The sequence below is a fragment of the Pseudomonas sp. GW822-FHT02D10 genome, assembly GCF_058802345.1.
Map to the genome: position 1 here is coordinate 179,412 of NZ_JBXAOB010000008.1, position 25,831 is coordinate 205,242.

A 25,831-nucleotide genomic window follows, 5' to 3' on the forward strand; every position below is an offset into this window, starting at 1 on the left:
CAATCTATGAGGTCGCCATGAACAGCGAAGAACAAACCCTGATCGATGGACTGTTTTCACGGCTGCAACAGGCCGAAACGGATTCATCCCCGCGCGATGCCCTGGCCGAAGCGCGGATCAAGGAACATTTGGGCCGCCAGCCTGCGGCGGGCTATTTCATGACTCAGGCGATTCTGGTGCAAGAGGCGGCGATCAAGAGCCTCGACGAGCAGAACAAACAGCTCACCCAGCAAATCCAGCAGCTGCAAGCCGAACTGCAACAAGCCAAGGCCCAGACCAGCGCCCCGGCGCCGGGCAACAGCGGCGGTGGTTTTCTGTCGAGCATCTTCGGCGGCGCGCGTGATCCGCAGCCTGCACCGGCCCAGAGCGCTCCAGCGTCGAGCGGCGGCTGGCGTGAACCGGCGCGACCTTCTGCGCCACCGCCACAAAATTATGGCGCGCCACAGCAGAGCTTTGGTGCACCACAACAGAACTACGCCGCACCCCAGCAACAGGCTCCGGCAGCCGGCAGCAGCTTCCTCGGTGGCGCCTTGAAAACCGCAGCCGGCGTGGCCGGCGGCGTGATGCTGGCACAGGGCATCAGCAGCCTGTTTCACAGCAACCAGCAGCCGCAGGAAATCGTTGAGGTCATCAAGGAAGAGCCGGCTCAAGTGAATGACAAGAGCGGCTGGGGCAATGACGACCAGCGCCTGGCCAACAACGATTCCTGGAGCAACAACGATCAGGGCGGACTTGCAGACGCCGACTACAGCGATGACAGCTCGTCGTTGTTTGGCGATGACGACGACTCCTTCGTCTGATACGCCATTCGTCCGGGGCCTTGCTGCGCCCCGGACTGATTATTCGCGGAAAAAACCTTCTGACTGGCATACTGGGCGACTTTTCAGACCTTGAGTCTGATCAATCGCCTGCGCTTGTGCGCGCCATGAGGATTTGCGGTGAAGAAGATCGCGGTGTTCGCCGATGTCCAAAACCTCTATTACACCGTGCGCCAGGCCTACGGTTGTCACTTCAACTACGCCGCCCTGTGGGCTGACATCAGCCAGCGCGGGCAGATCGTCGAGGCCTATGCCTACGCCATCGATCGCGGCGACAGCAAGCAGCAGCAATTCCAGCAGATCCTGCGCAACCTCGGTTTCACCGTGAAGCTCAAACCCTACATCCAGCGCAGCGACGGCTCGGCCAAGGGCGACTGGGATGTGGGCATCACCCTCGACATCATGGACGCCGCCGATCACGTCGACGAAGTGGTGCTGGCCTCGGGGGACGGTGATTTCGACATGTTGCTGGAGCGGATCATCGCCAAGCACGGTGTTGAAGCGGTCGCCTATGGTGTGCCGGGGCTCACCGCCAATTCGCTGATTCGCGCGGCCAGCCGTTACGTGCCGATCGAAGGCGCGTTGCTGCTTAAAAACTGATTATTCAACGCAAGGAACAGGTTTGGAACGCATAGCCGTCATCGACTTTGAAACCACCGGGATCTCCCCGAGCAGCAGCTGCCGGGCCACGGAAATCGCCGTGGTGATTCTTGAACAGGGGCGCATCGTCGACCGTTACCAAAGCCTGATGAACGCTGGCGTGCGAGTGCCGGCCTTCATTGAACAGCTGACCGGCATCAGCAACGCCATGCTGCGCACCGCGCCTTCGGCCGAGCAGGTGATGAACGAGGTCAACGAATTTGTCGGCATCACCCCATTGCTGGCCCACAACGCCGCCTTCGACCAGAAGTTCTGGGACTTTGAGCTTGGGCGGATCAAACGCACACGCTTGCAGAACTTTGCCTGCTCGCTGTTACTCGCCCGCCGCCTGATGCCGGCCGCGCCGAACCACAAACTCGGCACCCTCACCACCTTCGCCCAATTGCCCCACACAGGTACTGCTCACCGGGCCATGGCCGACGCCGAAATGGCCGCCAACCTCACCGCGCATCTGGCGCAAGAACTGCGGCAGAAACACGGCTTGCGCGAGTTGTCCCACGATCTGTTGTGCAGCTTGCAGAAAGTGCCGGCGGCGAAGATCAACGAACACCTCAAGCGCCATCGCGGGTTTTAAAATCAAAAGATCGCAGCCTGCGGCAGCTCCTACGTTGCTCGTGTATCTCTGTAGGAGCTGCCGCAGGCTGCGATCTTTGAAAAGTGTACCGGCCTTATAAACCGGTTTTGTAACTTAAGTTCCGTCCGTCGGCTTTCTAAAATAACGCTCTCCTTGTCCTGCCTTCGAGCGTCCCCATGCCTGGTCTACGCCGTTTCCCGTTACCGCTGATGGGTGCCTTTTTTGCGCTGTACGTGATCTGGGGGTCGACCTACCTGGTGATTCGTATCGGTGTGCAGTACTGGCCACCGCTGATGCTTGGCGGCGTGCGTTTCATCATCGCCGGGACTTTGCTTTACGCCTTTCTGCGCTGGCGCGGGGTGCCGGCACCGACCTGGCCGCAGTGGAAGGCCGCGGCGATGATCGGGGTGTTGCTGCTGAGCTTCGGCAACGGCGCGGTGAGTGTCGCCGAACACACGGGTGTGGCTTCCGGCGTCGCGGCACTGGCAGTGGCGACGGTTCCGTTGTTTACCTTGCTGTGCGGATACTTCTGGGGCGCGCGTAATACCCGTCTGGAATGGGCGGGGATTGTGCTCGGTCTGATCGGCATCGCCATGCTCAACCTCGGTTCAAACCTGCAATCGAGCCCGATGGGCGCAGCCTTGCTGGTCTTCGCCGCCGCGGCCTGGGCCTTTGGTTCGGTGTGGAGCAAGCACTTGCCGCTCCCTCAAGGGGCGATGGCCAGCGCGGCAGAAATGCTCGTTGGTGGCGTGGTGCTGTTGATCGGCAGCGTGCTGACCGGTGAACACCTGCAAAGCCTGCCGCCGCTCGAGGGGTGGGTCGCGATGATGTACCTGGTGGTGTTCGGCTCGATCGTCGCCTTCAATGCGTACATGTACTTACTGAAGAATGTGCGCCCGGCAGCGGCGACCAGTTATGCCTACGTCAACCCGGCGGTGGCAGTGTTGCTGGGGATCGTTTTCGCCGGCGAAAGCATCGGCATTGAAGAGGCTTTGGCGATGGCGGTGATCATCAGCGCCGTGGTGTTGATCGGTCTGCCGCAGTGGCGTCGTGCTCCTGAGCGGCCTGCCGTCTTGGTGCCGACAGAATCCCGTGTGAATTAGGGTAAACTGCGCGCCATTGCACACTCGCGCTGATTCTTCCTACGGTATCCCCATGACTTTCGCCACTCTTGGCCTGATCGAACCCTTGCTGCGCGCTCTTGAGACGCTCGGTTACCAGACCCCGACCCCGGTGCAGACGCAAGCCATTCCGGCGGTGCTGGCCGGTCGCGACCTGATGGCTGCGGCACAGACCGGCACCGGCAAGACCGCCGGTTTCGCCGTGCCGCTGTTGCAGTTGCTGGCCATGGAAGGGCCGAAAGTCACCAGTAACTCGGTGCGTGCGCTGATCCTGGTGCCGACCCGCGAACTGGCCGAGCAGGTTCATGAAAGCGTGCGTCAGTACGCTGAAAACCTGCCGCTGAGCACCTACGCGGTGTACGGCGGCGTCAGCATCAACCCGCAAATGATGAAGCTGCGCAAGGGCGTCGACCTGCTGGTGGCCACGCCCGGTCGTCTGCTGGATCTGTTCCGCCAGAACGCGCTGAAGTTCAACCAGTTGCAAACCCTGGTGCTGGACGAAGCCGACCGGATGCTCGATCTGGGGTTCTCCGAAGAGCTGGCGAACATTTACAAGGCGCTGCCGAAAAAGCGCCAGACGCTGCTGTTCTCCGCGACCTTCTCCGATGCAATTCGCGAGTTGGCCGGGCAAATGCTCAATGATCCGCTGAGCATCGAAGTCAGCCCGCGTAACGTGGCCGCCAACACCGTCAAGCAGTGGGTGGTCACGGTCGACAAGAAGCGCAAGGCAGAGTTGTTCATTCACCTGCTGCGCAAGAACCGCTGGAAGCAGGTGCTGGTGTTCGCCAAGACTCGCAACGGCGTTGACCAGTTGGTGGAAAAGCTCCAGGGCCTGAGCGTGAATGCCGACGGTATCCACGGCGACAAACCACAAGCCACGCGCCAGCGCGCACTGGACCGTTTCAAGGCCAGCGAGATTCAGATTCTGGTCGCCACTGACGTTGCGGCCCGTGGCCTGGATATCGAGGACTTGCCGCTGGTGGTGAACTTCGACCTGCCGATTGTTGCCGAGGACTACATCCACCGTATCGGTCGTACCGGCCGTGCGGGCGCGACCGGCGAGGCGATTTCGCTGGTGTGTGCCGATGAGGTGAATCAGCTGTCGGCCATCGAGATGCTGACGCGTCAGACCTTGACCCGTCAGATGGAGCAAGACTTTGAACCTGAGCACCGCGTGCCGGACACTGATGCCAGCGGCCAAGTGGTCAAGAAACCGAAAAAGCCGAAGAAGCCAAAAGTCTCCGGTGGCGGCAAACGCAACCTGGGCAAGTGGGTGGAGAGCGGTGATGCTTCGGCGCCGGAGCCTTCGATCAAGCCTGTGCGAAAAGTGCCGGTGTTCAATACCGGGCCGCGTAAGCGCAAGCCTTGATTAGACGCTGCGCCTGTTAGACCGCTTTCGCGAGCAGACTCGCCCCCACATTGGAAATGCGTTCCCCTGTGGGAGCGAGCTTGCTCGCGAAGGGCGCGACCCGGTCTTCAGGCCTGGCGCTGCAGCCACTCCACCATCCCCAACCCTGCCGCTCGCCCGCTGGCGAAACACGCGGTCAGCAGATAGCCACCCGTTGGCGCTTCCCAGTCGAGCATTTCCCCCGCGCAAAACACGCCGGGCAATTGCTTGAGCATCAGGTTTTCATTCATCGCTTCGAACGTCACGCCACCGGCGCTGCTGATGGCTTCGTCCAATGGGCGGGTGTTGACCAGCGTCAGCGGCAACGCCTTGATGGCGCTGGCCAGCAAAAGCGGGTCAGTGAAACATTCGGCCGGTGTCAGTTCGCGCAGCAATGCAGCTTTGACGCCGTCGAGGCCGAGTTGGCTGTGCAGGTGTTTGGCCATGGAGCGTGAACCACGGGGTTTGCTCAGCGCCGCCTGGATTTTATCCACAGGCCGGCCGGGCAGCAGGTCGAGGTGGAGGGTTGCCGAGCCGGTTTGATTGATGGCCTCGCGGATCGGCGCCGACAACGCGTAAATCAAACTGCCTTCGATGCCGGTGGCGGTGATCACGCATTCACCGAGTCGCGGCAGATCGTCGTTGAGGCCAATAGCGATATTTTTCAGCGGGGCCCCGGCGAATTTGCTGACCATCAGCTCGCTCCAGGCCTTCACCTCGAAACCACAATTGCTCGGTTGCAGTGGCGCCAGGGCAACCCCTCGTTGCGCAAGCGGCAGCATCCACGCACCGTCCGAACCCAAACGCGACCAACTGCCGCCACCCAGTGCCAATAACAGTGCATCGGCGCTGATCGCCTTTTCACCGTCAGGACTATCAATACGCAGGCTGCCATCAGCGTTCCAACCCAGCCAACGGTGGCGGGTGTGGATAACTACACCGGCATCGCGCAGGCGTTTGAGCCAGGCGCGCAGTAGGGGGGCGGCCTTCATGTCGGTAGGAAACACGCGGCCAGAGCTGCCGATAAAGGTTTCGATACCCAAACCATGAATCCATTGGCACAAGGCGTCAGCACCGAATTCGCGCAGCAGCGGGGCGATGTGCGGGGCGCGTTCGGCATAGCGCGACAGAAACGCCGGGTAGGCTTCGGAATGGGTGATGTTCATGCCGCCGACGCCGGCCAGCAGGAATTTTCGACCCACCGAGGGCATGCCGTCGTACAGATCGACCTTGACCCCGGCCTGGCTCAGCACCTCGGCGGCCATCAGGCCGGCGGGGCCGCCGCCGATGATGGCGACGTGGTGAGTGAGGTTGGCAGGGGGCTGGGTCATGGCGTGAGCTGCGGTTCGGCGGAATAGGGCGGGCATTCTATCAGGAGTGCAGTCTTTGGCAGCCCTGCGCCGGTCCGTAGGAGCTGGCGAAGCCTGCGATCTTTTGACGTTTCGTCGGTCGCGGGAGCTCAAGATCAAAAGATCGCAGCCTGCGGCAGCTCCTACGGGGTGTGTTTGTTGCTGGTTAAAAAATGCTCAACGGCTTGCAGGCTATACGCGCTATGGGCTGTAGGTCCTTTCACTCAGGTTATCCACAGGCCGTTCCACAGGCATTGTGGGTAAAGCATCCACAGCTCAATGACAACCTGATGACTGCCAGACCCGTTGCGCGCTGTGATGGAGGATGCCATGCCGTCGTGCCAGGGCCTGGCGGTCCTTGCTGTAACCGCCGCCGATCACCCCAACCACTGGAATGTCGCGCCCCAGGCAATGGCGTAATACGCTTTCATCGCGGGCGGCGACGCCTTCATCGGTCAGTTTCAGGTAGCCCAACGCGTCGTCTTTATGCACATCGACACCGGCGTCATACAACACCAGGTCGGGCTGATAGAGCGGCAGCAGGTAATTCAGCGCGTCATCGACCACTTTCAAGTAGTCCTCATCGCCCATACCCATGGGCAGCGGAATGTCCCAATCGCTTTTGGCCTTGCGTGCGGGAAAGTTCTTTTCGCAATGAAGGGAAACCGTCACCGCGTCCGGGGTATGTTCCAGTATTCGTGCTGTTCCATCGCCTTGGTGCACATCGCAATCGAAGATCAGTACCCGACCGACGCGGCCGCTTTCCAGCAGGTAATGGCTGATCACCGCCAGGTCATTGAAGATGCAGAAACCCGCTGGGTGATCGTAATGGGCATGATGGGTGCCGCCGGCCAGATGACAGGCCATGCCGTGCTCCAGCGCCTGCTCGGCGGCCAGCAATGAGCCGCCGACCGCGCGCACGGTGCGTCGGGCCAGGGCTTCGTTCCAGGGCAGGCCGAGACGCCGTTGGTCTTCGCGGGACAACTCGCCGCCCATATAACGTTCGATGTACGCAGGGTCATGGGCGAGGGCGAGAATCTCGGTCGGGCAGATTTCCGGGCGCAGCAACTGGTGATCAAAGGTCAGACCGCTGTCCACCAGGTGATCGCGCAGCAGCCGGAACTTATCCATGGGAAAGCGATGTTCCGCCGGGAACTCGGGGCTGTAGTCTTCGTGGTAAATCAGCGGCAGCGACGACATGGCGATTTCAGGGAGTGAATGAGTGAAGGATCCTACCAGCGATGTAGACTTGTTTGCATGGGAACGGAGGGGGAACGATGGAGCCGATACTGCAACTTGAGAGCGCGCGGCTGCTGATGCGCCAATGGCGCGATGAGGATTTGCCAGCGTTTGCGGCGATGTGCGCCGACCTGCAGGTCATGCGCTATTTTCCGGCAGCCTTGAGTCGTCTGGAAAGCGCTGCATTGATCGGGCGAATCCGTGGTCATTTCGCAGAGCATGGTTTCGGCTTCTGGGCGCTGGAGCGCAAGGACACCGGTGCGTTTATCGGTTTTACCGGATTGGCGGTAGTCGGGTTCGAGGCTGCTTTCACGCCGGCCACCGAAATCGGCTGGCGCCTGGCTCGCGAGCACTGGGGGCTAGGGTACGCCAGTGAAGCGGCCTGGACCGCTCTGCGTTGCGGCTTTGACCGTTTGGCGCTGGACGAAGTCGTGGCGTTTACCACCGAGACCAACATGCCTTCGCAGAAAGTCATGCAGGCCATCGGTATGCATTACGACCCGTCGGCGGATTTCGAACACCCAAAGGTCGGGCGTGAAGATCCGTTGCGTCACCATGTGCTGTACCGCATTACCCGTGAACAATGGTTGGAAACCTTGCATGGCTAAATGTTTACAATGGGCTCATGGTTGGCCCGGGCCACTATCTGAATCGACCGCCGCAGCCAAGACTGCGCGGCATTGCTCTGTGTGAGGAGAGTCTGAATGAGCCATGTGTTGGATGATCTGGTCGACTTGCTGACCTTGGAACCGATCGAAGAAAACCTGTTTCGTGGTCGCAGCCAGGACCTGGGTTTTCGTCAGCTGTTCGGCGGCCAGGTGTTGGGCCAGTCCCTTTCCGCGGCCAGCCAGACGGTCGAAGACGCGCGCCATGTGCATTCGATGCACGGTTATTTCCTGCGCCCGGGCGATGCGGGTATGCCGGTGGTCTATCAGGTGGATCGGGTGCGCGATGGTGGCAGCTTCAGCACCCGCCGCGTGACGGCGATCCAGAAGGGCAACCCGATCTTCACGTGCAGCGCGTCGTTCCAGTACGACGAAGAAGGCTTCGAACACCAGACTGCGATGCCGCAAGTGGTCGGCCCGGAAAACCTGCCGTCGGAGCTGGAACTCACTCAGCAGCGCGCGCATTTGATTCCGGAGCACATGCGTGAAAAACTGCTGTGCCCCAAGCCGATCGAATTCCGCCCGGTGACGGAAGCAGACCCGTACAACCCGCAACCGGCTGACCCGATCAAGTACGTCTGGTTTCGCGCCGACGGTGCATTGGCCGACTCACCAGCGCTGCACAAATACCTGCTGGCCTACGCTTCTGACTTTGGTTTGCTGACCAGCTCCTTGCTGCCCCACGGCAAGTCGGTCTGGCAGAAAGACATGCAAGTCGCCAGCCTCGATCACGCGCTGTGGTTCCACGCCGATCTGCGCGCCGATGACTGGCTGCTGTACGCCATGGACAGCCCATGGGCCGGCAATTCTCGCGGCTTCTCACGCGGCAGTGTGTTCAACCGCGCAGGCAAACTGGTGGCGTCGGTGACTCAGGAAGGCTTGATTCGTCATCGCAAGGATTGGGCATGAGTCTCTCCGAGGTGCGGCATTGGGTGTTCGATATGGACGGCACGCTGACCATTGCCGTGCACGATTTCGTGGCGATTCGCCAGGCGCTGGCGATTCCCGCCGAACACGACATCCTCACCCACCTCGCGGCACTGCCGGCCGCTGAAGCCGCGGCGAAACACGCCTGGTTGCTGGAACATGAGCGGGACCTGGCCTTGGGCTCCAAACCGGCCCCCGGCGCCGTGGAACTGGTGCGTGAGCTGGCCGGACGCGGCTATCGCCTCGGCATTCTCACGCGCAATGCTCGCGAACTGGCCCATGTCACGCTTGAGGCGATTGGCCTGGCTGACTGCTTTGCGGTGGAGGATGTGCTGGGTCGTGATGAAGCACCGCCCAAACCGCATCCGGGTGGTCTGCTGAAATTGGCCGAGGCCTGGGATGTCGCGCCGAGCGAGCTGGTGATGGTCGGTGATTACCGCTTTGATCTGGATTGCGGGCGCGCGGCGGGCGCACGCACGGTGCTGGTGAATCTGCCGGATAACCCGTGGCCCGAGTTGGCTGACTGGCATGCGCAGGATTGTGTGCAGCTGCGACAGATGCTGTCGGCTTGAGAGAGTTGTTGTCTGGTTAACCGCTATCGCAAGCTCGCTCCCACATTTGATCTTCATGTGATCCAGTGTGGGAGCAGCCGGTCGACGCTCGATTGCTCGCGATAGGGCCAAATCAGGCGACATACTTCCAACTACTGAAACAACGCCTTCTGCCCCTCGGGCGAGGTGAACATTTTGTCCCCGTTATGCCCGACGCCGGGCACTTCGATCAGCCGTTGATTCAGCCCTTCGGGATGACGCTGCTGCAAGTAGTCGAAATAACGGTGCCCACGAATCAGCCGAGACGCGCCTTGCGTTTCGGCGGCGCAACTTCTATCCAGTGCCGGATGATGCGGGTTAGTGTCTCGCTGGCCCAGCAAGTAGGTGATGTTGCGCTGAACGTAGCTTTGCTCCAGTTGCTGCGCCGTTTGCCCATTGGCGTAGTCCGGCAGTTTCAGCAGTCCGTACTTCCAGTCATTGAAACCGGGGCAACGCGCGGCATCGAATGGCACCGGCCGCTGTGCATCGAAATACGCATACGAAGACGGGTTGGCGATCACGTAACGCACACTGATTCCCGCCGCTTGCAGTGCTGGCTGATCGTGCCCGAGCAACGCATACCGTTGCACCACTTGCGCGCCACCGGAGTGGCCGGCGATGACGATTTCCTTCAGGGTTGGAAACTGCTGGCGATCGCTCAGACGTTCCAGAATCTTGTCGAGCACCGCAAAGGAGCTCAGCGGATTCGGTCCGGTGGACAGCTCGCCAGCCATCCAGTCATTGCCGCGCCAGCGCAGCAGGCTGTCGGGCAGTTGATGACGAGCGATGTCAGTCTCATTCAGAAACTGCGGTGCGATCACCAGGGTAGTAGTGCTTTGTCCGGCCTGCTCAGCGGCTCTTTCCGCGCTCTGGCGGTAGGTTTCAGCGTTGCGCAAGCGCCCATGAATCACGATCAGTACACGCTGAATCTGCGGTGATGACTGGCTCACGCCAACCGCCAACTCAGAGTCGCCCATGTTCAAGCGACCAGGGCTGATGACCTTGACCCCATGCTCGGCAGCCAGGAGGTTGGCGCTGCCCAGTAATAGAGCGAATACCAGCAGCCAGCGCGTGTGCATTTACAGACTCTTCGTTGCGAAGGTGTCGCATTGACTGACCTGACTGCGGCGGCCTTTTTTCCATAACATGCGGGAGTCCTCTGTTTGCGCGTGGTGATGAGTGTTGCTGGTGAGAGGGATAGTCGCCAGTCCGATCGTCAGACTATGACGGATGAAAGGCAGTATGGCATTCACCTGCGAAACCGATGGCTGCCGGCGAGCTTCGGCGAACATCTCAGGCATCACGCAGGATGTTTGGTTCCCTTGCTGGCAGTCGTTGAACGCGGCAGTTCCACATTTCGTATTCTTTCGGTTGTCTTCTAGAATCGGCTAAATTTCGTCTGGAATCCCACCATGGCCGGCAGTCAAATCGAACGTGTCTTCAGTGTGCTCGAAAGTCTTACCAGCGATCCGCGAGGCCTGCCGATGCAGGTGTTGGCCGAGCAGCTGGAGATCCCGAAAAGTGCGACGCACCGCTTGCTCGCCGAACTGATCCGGCTGGGTTATGTGCGACAGAATCCGGACAACTTGCGCTATCACCTGTCGACCAAACTGGTAGCCATGGGCTTTCGTTACCTGTCGAGCAGCGGCGCGGATATCGTCCAGCCGGTGCTGGATCGGTTGGCCCAGGAAACCGGCGAGCTGGTGCGACTGGGCGTGATTGAAGGCGAGCGTCAGACCTGGATCGCCAAGTCCCAGGGCGCGCGTTCAGGTTTGCGCTATGACCCGGACATGGGCCGCGATGCGCCGTTGTTCTATACCGCGTCCGGGCATGCGTGGCTGGCGTGTCTGAGCGACGCCGAGGCCTTGTCGCTGGTGGAGCGGCAGGCGGCGGACGTGCCGCTGGAGCTGGGACCGAATGCGCCGCGCTCCAACATCGAACTGCTCGAACGCCTGCGCCTGGCCCGCGAACACGGCTATGCCTGGGTTCAGGAGAGCTCGGCGGTCGGCACCTCGGCAATCGCCGCCGTGGTGCGCCATCCGGTGGATGGGCGGGTGGTCGGCGTGCTCAGTGTCGCCGGGCCGAGTGCGCGGCTGCCCGAATCACGACTGCATGAACTGGCGCCGTTGTTGTTGCAGTTTGCTCAGGAACTGTCGGCGGCGAGTCAGGCCTCGGAGCTGTTCAGCTGATTGCCATTCCCCCTGTAGAAGCTGTGCGATGATCGAACACTTTTTGCTTTTTATTGTTCAGGAAACTGGAATCAAGTTCTAGATTGTTGGAATTCCATAGTGCCTTGCGCGCGATGCTTTTTGACCTTTGATGCAAGACACAAGGGATACCCCATGACGCTCAGCACCCCGCTCTCCGGTATCAATCAGCCCTTCAAAGGGATTCTGCTGATCGTCGTCGCGACCTTGCTGTTTTCCAGCCACGACGCCTTGTCGAAATATCTCTCAGGGTTTTATCCGGTGATCATGGTGGTGTGGGCACGCTATCTGGTTCACACGCTGCTGATGGCCGGGATTTTTCTGCCGCAATCCGGGCTGGGTGTCCTGCGCACGAAACGCCCGTTGCTGCAGTTGTTGCGGGCGTTGTGCTTGTTGGGCACCAGTCTGTTGTTCACCACGGGCCTGTTGTTCATCCCGTTGGCGGAAGCCACCGCGGTCAACTTTCTCGCGCCGGTGTTGGTAACCGCGTTGTCGGTGCCCTTGCTCGGTGAGCGGGTGACGCGCGGGCAATGGCTGGCGGTGATTTGCGGGTTTATCGGCGTGTTGATCATCGTCCATCCGGGCGGTGATTTGTTCACTCCGGCGGTGTTGCTGCCGTTCTGCTCGGCGTTGTTCTTCTGCTTTTACCAACTGCTGACGCGCAAACTCAGCGAGATCGACAGCCCGACCACCAGTAACTTTTTTGCGGGTTTGTGCAACACCCTGGTCATGAGCGCGCTGGTGCCGATGTTCTGGCAAGTGCCGAGTTTGACTCATGGCCTGTTGATGCTGGCGCTGGGCTCCTGCGGGATGACGGCGCATCTGTTGCTGACTCAGGCGTTTCGGCATGCCGCACCGGCACTGCTGGCGCCTTTTGGATACTGTCAGATTGTGTTTGCCGGACTGCTCGGCTGGCTGCTGTTTTCCCACACGCCGAGCCTGACCACGGTGATTGGCATCGCGGTCATTTGTCTCAGCGGTCTGGCGGCGGCCTGGCAACAGCGGCGTCGTTGAGCGGGGGGAGAACGCAGGCCTGGGGTCAGGCCTGCGAGAAGGCGGGATCAGTCTTCGAGGTTCGGGATTTTGCGCGGAGCCATGAAGTACAGCCAGGTCAGCGCAATGAAGTACATCGCGGGAATCATGGTGAACAGCACGGTGTAGTTGTTATTGGTGACCGTCAGAATGTGCCCGACCAGTTGGGTCATGAACATCCCGCCAATAGCTGCGCACATCCCGCCGAAACCGAACACGGTGCTCATCATGTGCTTGGGCGTGTAGTCCATCACCAGGCTCCAGATGTTTGCGGTCCAGGCCTGGTGCGCGCCGATGGCCAGCGAGATGGCAAACACCGCGACCCACAGGTTGCTGGAACCGGCGGCCATGATCACGCCGATGATGCAGCAGGCAAACAGCAGCATCGACATCAGTCGCGCCTTGATCGGGTTGATCCCGCGACCGATCAGGAACGAAGACAGAATGCCGCCGCCAACGCTGCCGAAGTCGGCGGTCAGGTAGATGATGATCAGCGGGATACCCATTTGCGTGACGTTGATCCCCAGGTTGTATTGCTGGTTGAGGAACGGTGGCAGCCAATACAGGTAGAACCAGAACACCGGTGCGGTCATCGAGTAGGCGAGGGCGAAGGCCCAGGTACCGCGCATCCGCAGGATCCGTGAGAACGGTACGCGGGTTTGTTCCGGTTCGACTTCCTTCTGGATGTAGTCCAGTTCCGATTGTTTCACCGACGGGTGATCTTCCGGGTTGAAGTACTTCAGGCCCCAAAACAACAGCCAGATTCCGCCCAGCGCCGACATGCACAGGAACGCGGCTTGCCAGCCCCAGACCTGCAGGATCAGCGGCAGCAGCATCGGCGTGAACATCGCGCCGACGTTGGTCCCGGCGTTGAAGATGCCAGTGGCCACGGCGCGCTCACCGGCGGGGAACCACAGCCGTGTGGTTTTCACGCAGGCCGGGTAGTTGGCGGCTTCGGTCAGCCCGAGGATAAAACGACAGACCATAAAGCCTGCGGCCGAGGTTGCCAGGCCATGGGCGCCGGTGGCCAGGCTCCAGAGCAAGACCGCGCAGAAGAACACGCGCTTCACACCGACCCGGTCGATCAACCGGCCTTGCAGCACGAAACCGACGGCGTAACCCACCTGAAACCAGAAGTTGATGTTGGCGTAGTCCATCGCCGTCCAGCTCATTTCCTTGGCCAGAATCGGCTGCATCACGCCCAGTGCGGCGCGGTCGATGTAATTCAGGGTGGTGGCGAAAAACACCAGCGCCAGCATGCCCCAACGGGTTTTGCCGACCGCCATGGCGCCGCGGATCTTGTCGCCGATGCCGCCGGTTGAGACGCCCAGGCCTGCGGCCATGCGTGAACTTTGAGAAGGAATCATGTGTGCCATCCGTTCAATGACTGACAAGCAAGGCTCGTCGGGACTTCATGGGCGCGTGATCAATCGTCGGGATGCGCAGGGCGAATTCAATGATTGATCGGCTGAGTGTTTGCACAGGCGTTGGGTGGGTTGAGCCAACCAAGGCACGTGTTCAGTGTGCGGGCCGGGTTCGGTCGCGGGCGCCAGAAAGGTTTGAAGGCGGTTGGCGGTTGAGCGCCAGGCACGGGGAATGAAGGAGAGCGCAACGGAGCAAGGCGTTGAATGCAAGCATGAGCGTGTACCCGATTTTTGAAATTCTTATGGTGTGTTCTGGGTCTTTGGTCACTGAGGCCAGTGGTTCATGACCGGACTCAATGTGCTGTCGATGGTGCGCAGTGAGCGAAAAATCGTCAATTCGCCAATAGTCATTGTGTTCGATAATCGCACGTTAAACTAACCGGTTGGTACACTTTGAATTGCTCAATGAACAGGCCAGCTCAATAATTCCCCCCGGCCTCAGCGCACACAACAAACGCTTGGCGTCTCTCACAAGATCAACACGATCAGCCCATCCCAACGGGAGTCGAAACATGCAGCGTTCCATTGCCACCGTTTCCTTGAGCGGTACCCTGCCGGAAAAACTCGAAGCCATCGCCGCCGCGGGTTTCGATGGGGTGGAGATTTTCGAGAATGACCTCCTGTACTACGACGGCAGCCCGCGTGAAATCAAGCAGATGTGCGCTGACCTGGGCATCGCCATCACCCTGTTTCAGCCCTTTCGTGATTTCGAAGGCTGTCGCCGCGACCGTCTGCCGCGCAACCTCGAACGCGCCGAGCGCAAGTTCGACCTGATGCAGGAACTGGGCACCGACCTGGTGCTGGTGTGCAGCAATGCCTCGGCCGACAGCGTTGGCGATGAGCAGATTCTGGTCGAGGACTTGCGCCTGCTGGCCGAGCGCGCCGGGGCTCGCGGTCTACGGATCGGTTATGAAGCGCTGGCCTGGGGCCGGCATGTGAACACTTATCAACAGGTCTGGAATATCGTCCGTCAGGCAGACCATCCAAGTCTGGGCGTGTTGCTGGACAGCTTTCATACCTTGTCGCTCAAGGGTGATCCACGGGCTATCGCGGACATTCCCGGCGAGAAGATTTTCTTTGTGCAAATGGCCGATGCGCCGATCCTGGCGATGGATGTGCTGGAGTGGAGCCGACATTTTCGTTGCTTCCCCGGGCAGGGCGAGTTCGACTTGCCGGGTTTTCTCGCACCGATCATCCAGAGCGGCTACACCGGGCCGTTGTCGCTGGAAATCTTCAACGACGGCTTCCGCGCCGCGCCGCCACGGGCCAACGCCGCCGATGGCTTGCGCTCGTTACTGTATCTGGAAGAGAAGACCCGAGCGCGTTTGCAGCAGCAACACGCTACGCCCGCACCGGATCTCGACATTCTGTTCGCCACGCCGCCGGCCAGTGAGTATGACGGCATCGAGTTTCTCGAGTTCGCGGTGGACGAAAGCCTCGGCGCCAAACTTGCGCAATGGCTGGAGCGCCTGGGGTTCGTCAAGGCCGGTGAGCACCGCTCCAAGAGCGTTACGTTGCTGCGTCAGGGCGAGATCAACCTGATCCTCAACGCTGAACCCTATTCGTTTGCCCACAGTTTTTTTGAAGCGCACGGGCCGTCATTGTGCGCGACCGCGGTGCGGGTCAAGGACAGCGCCAGTGCGCTAGCCCGAGCGGTGGCCTACAAAGGACAACCCTATCGCGGGCTGGTCGGCCCCAATGAGCTGGAACTGGCGGCGGTCCGCGCGCCGGATGGCAGCCTGATTTATCTGGTGGATCAACACGCCGATGTCTACGGCACCGACTTCAGGTTGCAACCGACGGTGGCCACGGGTGGCGGGCTCAAACGGATCGACCACATGGCGATGGCGCTGCCGGCGGACAGCCTCGACAGTTGGGTGCTGTTCTACAAAAGCCTGCTGGATTTCGAGGCCGACGATGAAGTGGTGTTGCCTGATCCTTACGGCCTGGTGAAAAGCCGTGCGCTGCGGAGCCGTTGCAGCTCGATCCGTTTGCCACTGAACATTTCCGAGAACCGTAACACCGCGATCTCTCACGCCTTGTCCAGTTATCGCGGCTCCGGTGTGCACCACATTGCCTTTGACTGCGACGATATTTTCGCTGAAGTCAGTCGCGCCAAAGAGGCCGGCGTACCGCTGCTGGACATCCCACTCAACTATTACGATGACCTCGCGGCACGCTTTGATTTCGATGATGAGTTCCTCAGCGAACTGGCCTATTACAACGTGCTGTATGACCGCGACGCTCAGGGCGGTGAGCTGTTTCATGTGTACACCGAACCCTTTGAAGGGCGCTTCTTCTTCGAAATCATCCAGCGTAAAAATGCTTATGCGGGATATGGTGCGGCCAACGTCGCGGTGCGTCTGGCGGCAATGGCGAAATCACGCAGCGGTGGCGTGCGTCACGCCAAGTTGTAGGAAATTGGTAAACGCAGGGGCAAACGGCCGTGGCGAAGCTTCCTTCACTGCAGCGTGCGGCCCATAATCGCCAGCTGTGCAGTGAAGGCCATGAGCCCGGAATGAGAATGACCACAGAACTCACCATCGCGCCCGACGAACCCTTGATCGAGCCGCGCAAGAGTCGCAAGAACAACCCGGAAAAGACCCGCGAGAACATTCTTCAAGAAGCCATTGTCGAGTTCGTCCAGCAGGGACTGTCCGGTGCGCGTGTCGATGCGATCGCCGAGCGCATCCACACCTCGAAACGGATGATCTATTACTACTTCGGTAGTAAGGAGCAGCTCTACGTCGAGGTGCTGGAGAAGCTTTACGGCGATATTCGCAGCACTGAAAGTCGCTTGCACCTGACTGAGCTGGAACCGCGTGAGGCGATCCGGCGTCTGGTGGAGTTCACTTTCGATCACCATGACCGCAACGTCGATTTCGTGCGGATCGTCAGCATCGAGAACATTCACAACGCCGAGTACGTGAAGCAGTCCGAAGCGATCAAGGCGATGAACAACACCATTCTCGATTCGCTGGGCGTGATTCTGCGTCGCGGTGCCGAGGAGGGGGTGTTCCGCAGCGGGCTGGATCCGCTGGACGTGCATTTGCTGATCAGTTCGTTCTGTTTTTACCGGGTGTCGAACCGTCATACCTTTGGCGAGATTTTTCAGATCGACTTGCCGGACGAGGCGATCAAACAACGTCATCGCCAGATGATTTGCGAGTCAGTGCTGCGCTATTTGCAGGCCTGAAGCTCACAGCGTCGGCTATGCAGATCGTTCCCACTGCGTGGGAATGCCACCAGGGACGCTCCGCGTTCCGATTCACGAGCTGACGCAGAGCGTGGGAGCAACCCATAACCAAGCAGCTGCCGCAGGCTGCGATCTTTTGATCTTGCTCGATCGTTCCTGCGTTATTGGGGTTTGTGTAATGCCTGTAGGAAGAGGCTTGAATTCGATGACAGCATCGCAGGCAACGTAGAAATCTCCGACATGTCTTTCAGGTTGCCGCTCGGAAGTGCCACCTCTAGCCTTCGAACGTCGCTGCCAATTCAGCGTCCGGGCGTCGCGGCCCGTTAACTTGATGCATAATCACTCGGCCCAATAGCAGGCGTTTTTAACGTGCTTGTCGTTGCGTGTCATGGTGGCTGTGCGCGGGATGCCTTCGGGTATGCCGGGTTTTCGAGTCTCGGTCCGCGAACCTGCGTACAGCTGCCACCTTCATTCGCGTCGCGGCGATCGGTGGCAGCTCCATTCAAACTCGGAGATGCACCATGATTAAAGAAACCCCCAATCCCCCCGAAACCGACGACGTTTCCCCCTACGAATCCCTCGATTCAAAAAAGCTCCACGACGCCGCACACCGTGCCCTCGATCATTACCTGAAACCGACCCTTGTGAAGTTGCGCTTCAGCGATCTGCATTCGGACCGGTTGTTTGCCGTCAACCCGGGTATCGACACCGAAAGTCTGCTGGCAAACGCTTCGGAGGACCTGGCCTCGGTCAAAGCCATGGCCGCTGACCTGGCGTTCGAGATCGAAGGTTCTCGACGCAATGTGGCATTAGGCATTTGCAGGATGATCGATGGGATCCGGTTGCTGGTGGACCGAGCGCTGGACAATATGGATCCTGAAGAGCCAGCGGAGTATGTCGTCAAACCCTGAGCATTGCTTCAGGTAAGCCTCGTTGTCGTTTATCGCGGGTGTGGGTCAGGTGCCCGCGATAACGATCTTGAGTTCGCTCCGAACGCCTTTACGCCAAATTGAAGTGTGTGGTCCGCTCAGCCCAACAGTCCAGAGTACTTCCCCCATCCCCATAGGGCAAAAAAACCGAAGAATGAATAGGCAACCATTCGATGGGAAATGATGACCCAACGTCGTAGATGCAAGGGAAAGCGCTTGATGTCATCGATAGAGTGCGGGTCGCTTCTCAGCAGAAATGAATCTTGCGCGTGCAGCATTATCGAGAGGTGACTCAGGCGGTAGCTACGACCGTACAACCCATTACCCATTACTCGGAGATTGCGGCCTACGAAGTAAGAGTTGCTGAGATGTGATTCAAGTTCTTCCAGTTTGAAAAAACCGATGTATACCCGCAGCAATAAAATCATCAGCGTCAGGGCAAGAAAGGCACTCAATATGGCTGTGTAGAGCAATTTCAGCTCGCCCATTGGGCTGCCAATTGTCGTGCGCATATACAGCAAGCCGTCCCAGAGCAAGAGAAGCCCGGCGCAGGTCATCGCGATGCGTATCAGATTTCTTGGAATTCCCGCCCATTTTCTTAGTTTCGTTGGCAGGGTTTCAGCTTCCATAAATGCATAAGGGTCCAGCATCTGATGCTGATAGAAACTGCCTGTTAACGCACCTATCAGTCTTAGTCTGTTCATCCGTCCAAACGGACCGTTGCCTACATTTTTTCGATTAATGCTCACGAGATGAGACGCGATGAAGTGTTTTTCAATGTGATCGAGCTTGAAGTAGGCGGCAAACAATATGATTACCTGGCTGAGAAAAATCAGAAGAAAAACAACCATCCATAAAGTGAGCTGGATATTTTTGGCGTCATTCATGGCTGTGTGAACTCATACAGTTTTTCACCCATGTCCCCACCTAGCTCAGAGGCTTTTGTTCCAGTAGCACTAGCGACCGCGCCAGACACAACCAGCGCGCAAACAAGGCCTCCCACACCCAATGTTTCCACACCTATAGCTGCGCAAACTCCATACTTCAGCGCTTGGCCCGCTACAACCCCGGCAGCAACACCGCCGCTGATATTGCCTGCCAACTTACCTCCTTCGACGTACTTGGCTTTTGTGCATTCCTCTTCGCTTCCGGTACGACAGACTTCATCTACTCTCATTCCCGCTGCACCTATTGCCAAGCCGATTCCCACATACCCTCCAGCTTTCATGTACTTCGCTGCCCGAGCCACGCCGTCAATATTCGTCGCATACCCCGGCAACTGAGTCGGTGCTCCCGCTTTGCCCCAATGATGAATCGTTCGCCGAGTTGACAGCCCCAGCGCGCGTTTGAGTTTGGGGTGATCGGGTATACCGGTACCCTTGCGTATCAGCGGCCCCAGGCTGGCATCAAGCTTGGCCATCATCCTTTTACGCTGGGCAAAGAATTCTGGTGAGCGTAGATGGCCGTATTGGCGGTAGTGCTGCTGGTGCAGGTTCTCCAGATTGTTGAGGGTGGTTTTCAATGCTTCCAGATGTTGGCCAACCATAAACGATGCCACGCCCAGCGACCCAGCGGACACCTCAAGAAACGGTTCGATCACCTCGTGATGCTCAACCATGAACGAAGCTTCTTCATCGCTCAGATCCTTGATCGCTTCGTTGACCTTATTCGCAGCGATCATCAATTGCGCCTCCTCCCGGCGACACATGTAATGCCGAGAATCGCTGAAAATCACCATCTGCCCTGGTTTCACCTGTTCGCCGAGATGGCGGTTGAGCGAGCGGAACGCTTTGCGCAAGGCATCGCTAGGCGGGTTTTCGTACAGCGAGCGCTCCAGTGTTTCGAGACTCATGGGCCGCTGGATGATGTGGAAGCCCGACTCGACCGGTTGGGGCAGGGTGAACGCGTGGTCCTCGACCAGGTGCTGCGCCGGTGGTGGTTCGGGTTTGGGCTTGAAGGCGTTCCATGAGGCGCCGCCGTTGTCGGGGTCGACGCGTGGCGCCACCATCACCCAGTCGCCGCTGCTGACGGCGTCGATAATTTTTTTCTGATGGGCCGCCTGCATGTAGTTGGAGCGATGGGCGCCGACTGCATTCAACAAATCGTCGAAACCTTGCAGGCTGTCTGGATAGCTCAGCGCCTGAGCCAGGTCGTAGGCAGCCTGGCTGTTGTCGAGCACCTGGCCGCGCTGGCCGGCGAGTTGGCTTTTGGGGATGAGTTTGGTCACGCCCGTGTCCCGTTCCGTGGAAACGGGAGACTGTGGCGAGTCGGCTCAAGTACGGATGTCGGACAAGTTGCTTAATTGAGTAGGGTGAATCCGAGTCTGGAGCTGGCTTGCCAGAGATGGCACCTGTTGTTCACTGCAAGGCTTATGGGCCTCATCACTGGTAATCCGGCTGCTACACGAGTGTGCCAGCCGCCAGGTGTCGTGGTCACCACTTGCGGTTCTAAGGCGCAAACGCCCGAGCAATGGCGGTGAAGCCCGGGCCGGCCAAAACGATCAGCAAGGCTGGAAACAGAAACAGCATCATCACCACGGACATCTTGGCGGACATTTTCGAGATGTATTCCTGCAAGCCTGTCAGGCGCCGGTCGTCGAGCAGCTGTTTGAGTGTGAGCAGCGATTTCATGGCGCCGCCGCCTTGATGGATCAGTTGCTGGAGGATCACGCAGGTGTCGGTGAATTCGTCCACCGCCAGCAGTGTCGCGGTCTTGTGCAGTTCCTGGCCGAGCTCCAGACCGGAGTCGACCCGAGTCAGGATCAGCCGTAATTCGCTGGTCAGCTCCGGCAGCAGCTTTTGCGCCTCGATGCTGAGCACACGCAAAGACTGCTCTATGGCCATGCCCGACTCGAACAGAATCCGCAGCAGTGGAATAAACGTCGAAATCTCGATGGCAATGTTTTTTTGCCGACGGTTTACGGCATAGGCCAATAGACGTTTGGGCAGGAGATAACCCAGTCCGGCGCCCAGAAACGGCGCGAGCCAGTGATTTTGTGCGTTGGGGTAGAACACCTGTTGAAAGAACACCGCCAACCCGAGCACCAGCAGGGGCGTGCCGACCTGGCACGCGGCGAACAACGAGCGCTCGCTGGATTTGCGCCACCCCAGGCGTGTGAGCAGGGTCTGGGTTTCGCTGTCCAGGCTGAGCGAGCGCTGGCCAAATCGGCTGTCCCCGAGCGCGCGCAGCCAGCTGCCGAGTGTGTGGTCTTGCAGCATTTTCCCTTGTATGCGCTGGGCGACGTGCCGCTCACGCCGTCGCTGTTCCAGCAGATTGCCAAGCACCAGCACCACGGCTCCCAGGAACAGCAATGCGCTCACCAGTATTGCCATCTCAGACACTCCGCAACATGCGCCACAGCGCCAGGCACCCGAAAATCTGCAAGCCCACCGCGGCGATCAGCATGTGCTGGCCGGCGGAGTCGTGCCACATGCCCAGCATGTAACCGGGGTTGGTCAGCATGAAGTAGCTCGCGATGAGCATGGGCAGCGATGCGAGAACCCAGGACGTCATTCGGGTTTCACCCGTCATGGCCCGAAGCTGTCGGGCGCCTTGCTCGCGTTCGCGAATCAGTTTCATCAGGTTCTCCAGCAGCTCGCTGGCGTTGCCGCCGTAGCGGTGATTGACCTTCAATCCCAAGGCAAACATGCGCAGCTCATCCTGGTCGAAGAGCTCGGCAAAATCGTGCACCGCGTCGGGCAGGTTGACGCCCAATTGCACGTTGCGCTGGACGCGCCCCATGGCGCTTTTAAGCGGGTCGACACTGGCGTCGATGCTGCCCATCACCGCATCGGTCAGGGTGCGACCGGATTTGAGACTGCGCACGCTGTGATCGAGCAACTGCGGCAATTGTTCGATCATTCGTCTTCGGCGACGTTGATAACGCCAGGAAATGTACAAGCGCAACGCCAAGGGGGGGAGCAGAAGAAAGATGAGTAGCCCCAGCCCGCCCGCCAGCAAAAAGCCGAGGAGGCCAGCGCAAGCCCAGAGCACCAGCCACTGCGCCAGACGCTCGGTCGGGCGGCCAAGGCCTGCGCGCAAAAAGGCGCGTTCAAGGCTCGCCCATGAGGTTTTTTCAATGATCAGTTGTGGTTGCCCCTGGTTCAGTCGGTTCAGCACGCGTTCGTTGCTGGTCTTGCGCAGGCCCTGATAGAACAGCCGAATCGACAGTCCCAGCAACACCACGCACATCAGGCTGAGCAGTATCGGGCCGATCATCGCGCAAGCCTCGTCAAGTCAGTTGAGGGGCAGAGACAACTCATGGCGCAGCTTGTCGCCAGCGGGGTTGACCGCTTCGCGCAGAAAGCCGAAACCGGTCCGCCGATCGAAACGAAACAAGGTGTTAGTGACGTAGATGTCCTCGCGGATCCCGACCACTTCCACCACCTCGCTGACGCAACGCCGGCCATCGGGCAGGCGCGTCAGTTGAATCACCACATCGAGTGCCGCGCAGATTATCTGCCGCAGCGTGCGTTCGGCGATCTGACGCCCGGTCAGGCCGACCAGAGTCTCCAGGCGCAACAGTGCATCCTGGGCGTTGTTGGCGTGCACGGTGCTCATCGAACCGTCGTGACCGGTGTTCATGGCGGTCAGTACGTCGAGCACTTCGACGCCACGGATTTCGCCAAGGATGATTCGATCCGGGCGCATCCGCAGGGCGTTGCGGATCAGGTCGCTGGCTTTTACCTCGCCATGGCCTTCGGCATTCGGCGGGCGGGTTTCCAGGCGTACGACGTGAGGGTGGCCCAGTTGCAGTTCGGCGACGTCTTCGATGGTCACCAGACGTTCGTGAGGATCGATCAGTTGACTGAGGATGTTCAGCAAGGTGGTTTTACCGGTGCCGGTCCCCCCACTGATAAGGATGTTGCAGCGTTTGCTGACCGCTTCCTGGATGAAGTCGAAAATCGCCTGGTCGATGGTTTGCATCGCCATCAGGTCGCTGCTTTTAAGCATGTCCTTGCGAAATTTACGAATCGACAGACACGGTCCGTCCAGCGCGATGGGCGGGATGATCGCATTAACCCGGCTACCGTCGGGCAGGCGCGCATCGACCATTGGCGAAGATTCATCCAGACGCCGCCCCAGTGGCGCGAGGATGCGTTGCATGACCCGCTCGATGTGATGAGCGTCGATGAAGCGCAGATCGCTTTGGTGCAATACACCGTCACGCTCGATAAACACCCGGTGCGGACCGTTGACCAGAATCTCGGTCACGGCCGGGTCGCGCAGCAGCACTTCCAGCGGACCGAAGCCGGTAAGCTCGTCGACGAGTTCTTCCGCCAGGCACTCCATTTCATAGCGCGAAATCGCCAGGTGCAAACGGGCGATGTATTCGGCGACCTTGTCGATGACGAATTGCGAAAGGACCTGACGCGAGCCTTCCAGCAGGTTTTTCCCGGACTCTTCGATGGCATCGATGATGTAGCGATGCAGCACCAGCTTCAGGCCTTCATGATCGGTGTTGCCGATCGGGCCCTGGGTTTGTGCGCCGAAGAGTTTTTCACCGCTCATGTGTGGCCCCGCAAGCGATTCAGCCAACTGACTTTGGGCGTGGCCAGACCTTCTGAGCGTTTGGCCAGACGTTCACCGAGGGTGCGCAAACTTTGGCTCAGGACCTCGCGGGGGGCCAGTTCGAACAGTGTCACGCCCTGGTTTTTGGCGTTGAGCCGAATCTCGGGGCTGTAGGCCAGGACGGCGATGACTTCGAGGCCAAAGGTCTTGCCCAGTGTGTCGGAGTCCGGGGCTGAGTGGCGCAGGTAGCGGTCGACCAGCAATCGCGCGTGTTCAAGCTTCATGCCTTTTTCGCGCCAGAGGTTGAGCACTGTCAGGTTGCGCCGGCAATCGAGCACGCTTTGGTCGGTGTACCACAGCAGCTTGTCGCAATGGCTGACGAAGGTACGCAGGGCTTCGCTGTCAGGCTGGCCAGTGAGGTTCACCACGATGTGCTGAAAGTGTTGGCGCAAGGCGCTGAGCAACATGTACAGCTCGGCGGCGCTGGTGCGCTCCAGCGGTTCGTCGTTACTGGCGTAGGCGAGGATTCGCAGCCCGGCTTCGGCGCTGGTGAAGGCGCTGTCGATCAGCGTCGCATCGAGGCGCCGCAGATGCCGCAAGGCATCGCCGAAATGAAACGAACTCTCCAGCCCCAGCAACGCCAGGCTGTCACCATGGGGCAGGCCAAGGTCGAGCAGCAAGGTCTGCTGGCCACTCTTCTGGATCACCAGGGCCAGGTGTCCGGCGAGCAAGGCACCGTCGGCGTTGCTTTGAGTGCCAAAGAGCACCGTCAGGCCACCCCGTTGGGTGTTGGGTGCGACGGGCGGCAGACGTTTGCTCAGGCGTCGCACCAGACCCGCGACTTCGCTTGCGCGTGAACCGTAGGCGACAAAATCCCGAGCCCCGGCGCGCATGGCATTGAGCACCAACTGATTGTCCATACCGTCGCCCAGCGCCACGACGGCCAGCATTGGTTTGGCTTCCAGCACCCCTTCGATCAACGCGCTCTGGGTCATCACGTGCTCGCGGTCGAGGCCGACGAACACCAGGCTGGCAAAGGTCACGTCCACCAGCGCGAGCAGTTCATCGAGGCTGCCGCCACCGGCGCTGACCACTTGGCCCAACGGCGCCAGTGCGCCTTGCAGCCACTCCAGATCAGTGCTGTTGCGGGTAATCGCAAGGAATGTCTGGCTCAGGTCTTGGCTCATGGTGAGAGTCCGCTGCGTTTGTCGAAATTGCCGTTTTTGAGGGCCTGCACCCGTGCTCGATCAAGGCGTTTGTTGGGTGACCTGATTACCGCGTATGACCTCAATGCTGCGCCGTGACACCACCACCGGACGTGCGCTGACGATGTTTTTCGGGGCACTGCCCAAGGCCAGCTGGGTGAACTGGAACAGCTGAATGTTGGTGGCATTCAGGTGGGAGGATGAGTCGCTTTCACCGGCCCAGTATTTGGCCAGGAGCTGCTCTTCGCTACTGCGCACGGCCAGGCGCAAGGTGCCGACCTGAGTCGCCAGCATCATTCGACTTAGCAGTTGTTCGGGCACCGCCAATACCACACTGCGGGCTGCGATGCGGCGTTGGTCCTGTTTGAGTTTGTCTTCGGCAGTGGCGGCCGGGGAGGCGGGTTTGCCGTCGTTGGTCAACCCGAATTGCTCGCCGACACCCAATACACGCATGGCGGGTATGACGATTTGCGCCGATTGCTGCGCATTGGTGGCGTCCTGACGCAGGAACAGCAGCACGTCGACGTAGTCGCCCGGGATCAGTTGGCCGGCAGCGCCGATCACTTCGTCCACCGCCACCGCGAGCGCCCGTTCATCACTGTGAATCATCCGTGCCAACGGGCCGCCGGCATCGAAGCTGTCGTTGCTCAGCCAGGTGCCCGCGCTCAGGCGCCGCCAGGGTGTACGGCCAACGGCCTGGTCCAGGCTGCTCAAGCTGCCAGCGGGAGCATTGTGCAGTTTTTCCAGGGTCAGGTCAGCCGCGGTGAGAGGGCTGAAAGGCAGGACGTCATGCACCAGCACGACGACGGGTTGGCGCATCTGGTCTTCTGCGCTGGTCAGCGTTTTTTCCACCGCTACGGTGACAGGGGCGGCGACGGGTTCGGTAACGGCTGCCGTTTGCCGGCTCAGCACCAACCCCCAGTACCCGACAATGACGGCACCGACTAACAGTAGTCCGGCCAGGCCCATGGTGATGCGGCTGTTCATGACGGCTCTC

General features: G+C 59.8%; 24 protein-coding genes. 13 read left to right on the forward strand and 11 right to left on the reverse strand.

Translation table 11 applies throughout. From position 1 onward, the window contains the following. Positions 1–17: 17 nt before the first annotated feature. The 5 genes from AC1RPZ_RS15640 (at position 18) to rhlE1 (ending at position 4,542) form a co-directional block, all read left to right on the forward strand. Entirely contained in the window at positions 18–800 is a 783-nt protein-coding gene (locus AC1RPZ_RS15640) for a DUF2076 domain-containing protein (RefSeq protein ID WP_493137900.1), read from the forward strand. Positions 801–938: 138 nt separating this feature from the next. After that, positions 939–1,418, forward strand: coding sequence for a LabA-like NYN domain-containing protein (locus AC1RPZ_RS15645; protein ID WP_493137901.1), 480 nt, complete (start codon positions 939–941; stop codon positions 1,416–1,418). A 22-nt stretch (positions 1,419–1,440) separates the two neighbouring features. Next, positions 1,441–2,052: a 3'-5' exonuclease gene (locus tag AC1RPZ_RS15650; protein ID WP_493137902.1), complete on the forward strand. Its 612-nt coding sequence runs from the start codon at positions 1,441–1,443 to the stop codon at positions 2,050–2,052. A gap of 176 nt (positions 2,053–2,228) precedes the next feature. Next, entirely contained in the window at positions 2,229–3,155 is a 927-nt protein-coding gene (gene yedA, locus AC1RPZ_RS15655) for a drug/metabolite exporter YedA (RefSeq protein WP_493137903.1), read from the forward strand. Positions 3,156–3,207: 52 nt separating this feature from the next. Continuing rightward, complete coding sequence (rhlE1, locus tag AC1RPZ_RS15660) at positions 3,208–4,542, forward strand: RNA helicase RhlE1 (RefSeq protein WP_493137904.1); 1,335 nt, start codon at positions 3,208–3,210, stop codon at positions 4,540–4,542. 107 nt (positions 4,543–4,649) lie between these two features. On the opposite strand, the gene AC1RPZ_RS15665 is transcribed toward rhlE1, so the two are convergent. Both AC1RPZ_RS15665 and AC1RPZ_RS15670 read right to left on the reverse strand, forming a co-directional pair. Next, positions 4,650–5,891, reverse strand: coding sequence for a TIGR03862 family flavoprotein (locus AC1RPZ_RS15665; protein ID WP_493137905.1), 1,242 nt, complete (start codon positions 5,889–5,891; stop codon positions 4,650–4,652). A gap of 294 nt (positions 5,892–6,185) precedes the next feature. Continuing rightward, positions 6,186–7,109 carry a histone deacetylase family protein gene (locus AC1RPZ_RS15670; protein WP_493137906.1) on the reverse strand — a complete coding sequence of 308 codons (924 nt, stop codon included), beginning with the start codon at positions 7,107–7,109 and terminating at the stop codon, positions 6,186–6,188. 77 nt (positions 7,110–7,186) lie between these two features. Between AC1RPZ_RS15670 and AC1RPZ_RS15675 the strand changes: the two genes are divergently transcribed. The 3 genes from AC1RPZ_RS15675 to AC1RPZ_RS15685 all read left to right on the forward strand — a co-directional run bounded on the left by AC1RPZ_RS15675 (position 7,187) and on the right by AC1RPZ_RS15685 (position 9,312). Further along, positions 7,187–7,756, forward strand: a complete 570-nt coding sequence (locus AC1RPZ_RS15675; RefSeq protein ID WP_493137907.1) for a GNAT family N-acetyltransferase — start codon at positions 7,187–7,189, stop codon at positions 7,754–7,756. Between the two features lie 96 nt (positions 7,757–7,852). Beyond that, on the forward strand, positions 7,853–8,722 hold the full coding sequence (tesB, locus tag AC1RPZ_RS15680) for an acyl-CoA thioesterase II (protein ID WP_493137908.1): 870 nt from the start codon (positions 7,853–7,855) through the stop codon (positions 8,720–8,722). Beyond that, a complete protein-coding gene (locus AC1RPZ_RS15685) occupies positions 8,719–9,312 on the forward strand; it encodes an HAD family hydrolase (RefSeq protein ID WP_493137909.1) in 594 nt (197 codons plus the stop codon). The genes tesB and AC1RPZ_RS15685 overlap by 4 nt, the downstream gene beginning before the upstream one ends. A gap of 131 nt (positions 9,313–9,443) precedes the next feature. Here AC1RPZ_RS15685 and AC1RPZ_RS15690 read toward each other — a convergent pair whose 3' ends face one another. Further along, on the reverse strand, positions 9,444–10,409 hold the full coding sequence (locus AC1RPZ_RS15690; RefSeq protein ID WP_493137910.1) for an alpha/beta hydrolase: 966 nt from the start codon (positions 10,407–10,409) through the stop codon (positions 9,444–9,446). Positions 10,410–10,742: 333 nt separating this feature from the next. Between AC1RPZ_RS15690 and AC1RPZ_RS15695 the strand changes: the two genes are divergently transcribed. Together AC1RPZ_RS15695 and AC1RPZ_RS15700 are read left to right on the forward strand one after the other, a co-directional pair. After that, positions 10,743–11,519, forward strand: coding sequence for an IclR family transcriptional regulator (locus tag AC1RPZ_RS15695; RefSeq protein WP_493137911.1), 777 nt, complete (start codon positions 10,743–10,745; stop codon positions 11,517–11,519). 153 nt (positions 11,520–11,672) lie between these two features. Continuing rightward, the gene (locus AC1RPZ_RS15700) at positions 11,673–12,551 is read left to right on the forward strand and encodes a DMT family transporter (RefSeq protein WP_493137912.1); all 879 of its coding nucleotides are present in this window, start codon (positions 11,673–11,675) and stop codon (positions 12,549–12,551) included. A gap of 47 nt (positions 12,552–12,598) precedes the next feature. Here the strand turns inward: AC1RPZ_RS15700 and AC1RPZ_RS15705 are convergent, their stop codons facing one another. Continuing rightward, positions 12,599–13,936 (reverse strand): MFS transporter, encoded by a 1,338-nt coding sequence (locus tag AC1RPZ_RS15705; protein ID WP_493137913.1) that lies wholly within the window; start codon positions 13,934–13,936, stop codon positions 12,599–12,601. 569 nt (positions 13,937–14,505) lie between these two features. Between AC1RPZ_RS15705 and quiC the strand changes: the two genes are divergently transcribed. From quiC to AC1RPZ_RS15720, 3 genes are all read left to right on the forward strand, one after another. Then, complete coding sequence (quiC, locus tag AC1RPZ_RS15710; RefSeq protein WP_493137914.1) at positions 14,506–16,410, forward strand: 3-dehydroshikimate dehydratase QuiC; 1,905 nt, start codon at positions 14,506–14,508, stop codon at positions 16,408–16,410. 101 nt (positions 16,411–16,511) lie between these two features. After that, positions 16,512–17,189: a TetR/AcrR family transcriptional regulator gene (locus AC1RPZ_RS15715; protein WP_493137915.1), complete on the forward strand. Its 678-nt coding sequence runs from the start codon at positions 16,512–16,514 to the stop codon at positions 17,187–17,189. A 521-nt stretch (positions 17,190–17,710) separates the two neighbouring features. Further along, positions 17,711–18,100, forward strand: coding sequence for a DUF6124 family protein (locus AC1RPZ_RS15720; protein ID WP_493137916.1), 390 nt, complete (start codon positions 17,711–17,713; stop codon positions 18,098–18,100). Positions 18,101–18,216: 116 nt separating this feature from the next. Here the strand turns inward: AC1RPZ_RS15720 and AC1RPZ_RS15725 are convergent, their stop codons facing one another. The 7 genes from AC1RPZ_RS15725 to cpaB all read right to left on the reverse strand — a co-directional run bounded on the left by AC1RPZ_RS15725 (position 18,217) and on the right by cpaB (position 25,821). Further along, positions 18,217–19,005: a hypothetical protein gene (locus tag AC1RPZ_RS15725; protein ID WP_493137917.1), complete on the reverse strand. Its 789-nt coding sequence runs from the start codon at positions 19,003–19,005 to the stop codon at positions 18,217–18,219. Continuing rightward, positions 19,002–20,345, reverse strand: coding sequence for a hypothetical protein (locus AC1RPZ_RS15730; RefSeq protein WP_493137918.1), 1,344 nt, complete (start codon positions 20,343–20,345; stop codon positions 19,002–19,004). The genes AC1RPZ_RS15725 and AC1RPZ_RS15730 overlap by 4 nt, the downstream gene beginning before the upstream one ends. Before the next feature lie 220 nt (positions 20,346–20,565). Further along, positions 20,566–21,450 (reverse strand): type II secretion system F family protein, encoded by an 885-nt coding sequence (locus tag AC1RPZ_RS15735; protein ID WP_493137919.1) that lies wholly within the window; start codon positions 21,448–21,450, stop codon positions 20,566–20,568. Position 21,451: 1 nt separating this feature from the next. After that, a complete protein-coding gene (locus AC1RPZ_RS15740; RefSeq protein ID WP_493137920.1) occupies positions 21,452–22,336 on the reverse strand; it encodes a type II secretion system F family protein in 885 nt (294 codons plus the stop codon). Positions 22,337–22,354: 18 nt separating this feature from the next. Further along, a complete protein-coding gene (locus AC1RPZ_RS15745; protein WP_493137921.1) occupies positions 22,355–23,629 on the reverse strand; it encodes a TadA family conjugal transfer-associated ATPase in 1,275 nt (424 codons plus the stop codon). Next, a complete protein-coding gene (locus AC1RPZ_RS15750) occupies positions 23,626–24,816 on the reverse strand; it encodes a CpaE/TadZ family protein (RefSeq protein ID WP_493137922.1) in 1,191 nt (396 codons plus the stop codon). Before AC1RPZ_RS15750 ends, AC1RPZ_RS15745 begins: the two co-directional genes overlap by 4 nt. 60 nt (positions 24,817–24,876) lie before the next feature. Next, entirely contained in the window at positions 24,877–25,821 is a 945-nt protein-coding gene (gene cpaB / locus AC1RPZ_RS15755; RefSeq protein ID WP_493137923.1) for a Flp pilus assembly protein CpaB, read from the reverse strand. Between the last annotated feature and the right edge of the window lie 10 nt (positions 25,822–25,831).

Excerpts from the sequence above, each read along its gene's own strand:
- AC1RPZ_RS15640 (WP_493137900.1), top strand. The coding sequence starts at position 18 with ATGAACAGCGAAGAACAAACCCTGATCGATGGACTGTTTTCACGGCTG.
- yedA (WP_493137903.1), top strand. The coding sequence starts at position 2,229 with ATGCCTGGTCTACGCCGTTTCCCGTTACCGCTGATGGGTGCCTTTTTT.
- rhlE1 (WP_493137904.1), top strand. The coding sequence starts at position 3,208 with ATGACTTTCGCCACTCTTGGCCTGATCGAACCCTTGCTGCGCGCTCTT.
- AC1RPZ_RS15665 (WP_493137905.1), bottom strand. The coding sequence starts at position 5,891 with ATGACCCAGCCCCCTGCCAACCTCACTCACCACGTCGCCATCATCGGC.
- AC1RPZ_RS15670 (WP_493137906.1), bottom strand. The coding sequence starts at position 7,109 with ATGTCGTCGCTGCCGCTGATTTACCACGAAGACTACAGCCCCGAGTTC.
- AC1RPZ_RS15675 (WP_493137907.1), top strand. The coding sequence starts at position 7,187 with ATGGAGCCGATACTGCAACTTGAGAGCGCGCGGCTGCTGATGCGCCAA.
- tesB (WP_493137908.1), top strand. The coding sequence starts at position 7,853 with ATGAGCCATGTGTTGGATGATCTGGTCGACTTGCTGACCTTGGAACCG.
- AC1RPZ_RS15685 (WP_493137909.1), top strand. The coding sequence starts at position 8,719 with ATGAGTCTCTCCGAGGTGCGGCATTGGGTGTTCGATATGGACGGCACG.
- AC1RPZ_RS15690 (WP_493137910.1), bottom strand. The coding sequence starts at position 10,409 with ATGCACACGCGCTGGCTGCTGGTATTCGCTCTATTACTGGGCAGCGCC.
- AC1RPZ_RS15695 (WP_493137911.1), top strand. The coding sequence starts at position 10,743 with ATGGCCGGCAGTCAAATCGAACGTGTCTTCAGTGTGCTCGAAAGTCTT.
- AC1RPZ_RS15700 (WP_493137912.1), top strand. The coding sequence starts at position 11,673 with ATGACGCTCAGCACCCCGCTCTCCGGTATCAATCAGCCCTTCAAAGGG.
- AC1RPZ_RS15705 (WP_493137913.1), bottom strand. The coding sequence starts at position 13,936 with ATGATTCCTTCTCAAAGTTCACGCATGGCCGCAGGCCTGGGCGTCTCA.
- quiC (WP_493137914.1), top strand. The coding sequence starts at position 14,506 with ATGCAGCGTTCCATTGCCACCGTTTCCTTGAGCGGTACCCTGCCGGAA.
- AC1RPZ_RS15715 (WP_493137915.1), top strand. The coding sequence starts at position 16,512 with ATGAGAATGACCACAGAACTCACCATCGCGCCCGACGAACCCTTGATC.
- AC1RPZ_RS15720 (WP_493137916.1), top strand. The coding sequence starts at position 17,711 with ATGATTAAAGAAACCCCCAATCCCCCCGAAACCGACGACGTTTCCCCC.
- AC1RPZ_RS15725 (WP_493137917.1), bottom strand. The coding sequence starts at position 19,005 with ATGAATGACGCCAAAAATATCCAGCTCACTTTATGGATGGTTGTTTTT.
- AC1RPZ_RS15735 (WP_493137919.1), bottom strand. The coding sequence starts at position 21,450 with ATGGCAATACTGGTGAGCGCATTGCTGTTCCTGGGAGCCGTGGTGCTG.
- AC1RPZ_RS15740 (WP_493137920.1), bottom strand. The coding sequence starts at position 22,336 with ATGATCGGCCCGATACTGCTCAGCCTGATGTGCGTGGTGTTGCTGGGA.
- AC1RPZ_RS15745 (WP_493137921.1), bottom strand. The coding sequence starts at position 23,629 with ATGAGCGGTGAAAAACTCTTCGGCGCACAAACCCAGGGCCCGATCGGC.
- AC1RPZ_RS15750 (WP_493137922.1), bottom strand. The coding sequence starts at position 24,816 with ATGAGCCAAGACCTGAGCCAGACATTCCTTGCGATTACCCGCAACAGC.
- cpaB (WP_493137923.1), bottom strand. The coding sequence starts at position 25,821 with ATGAACAGCCGCATCACCATGGGCCTGGCCGGACTACTGTTAGTCGGT.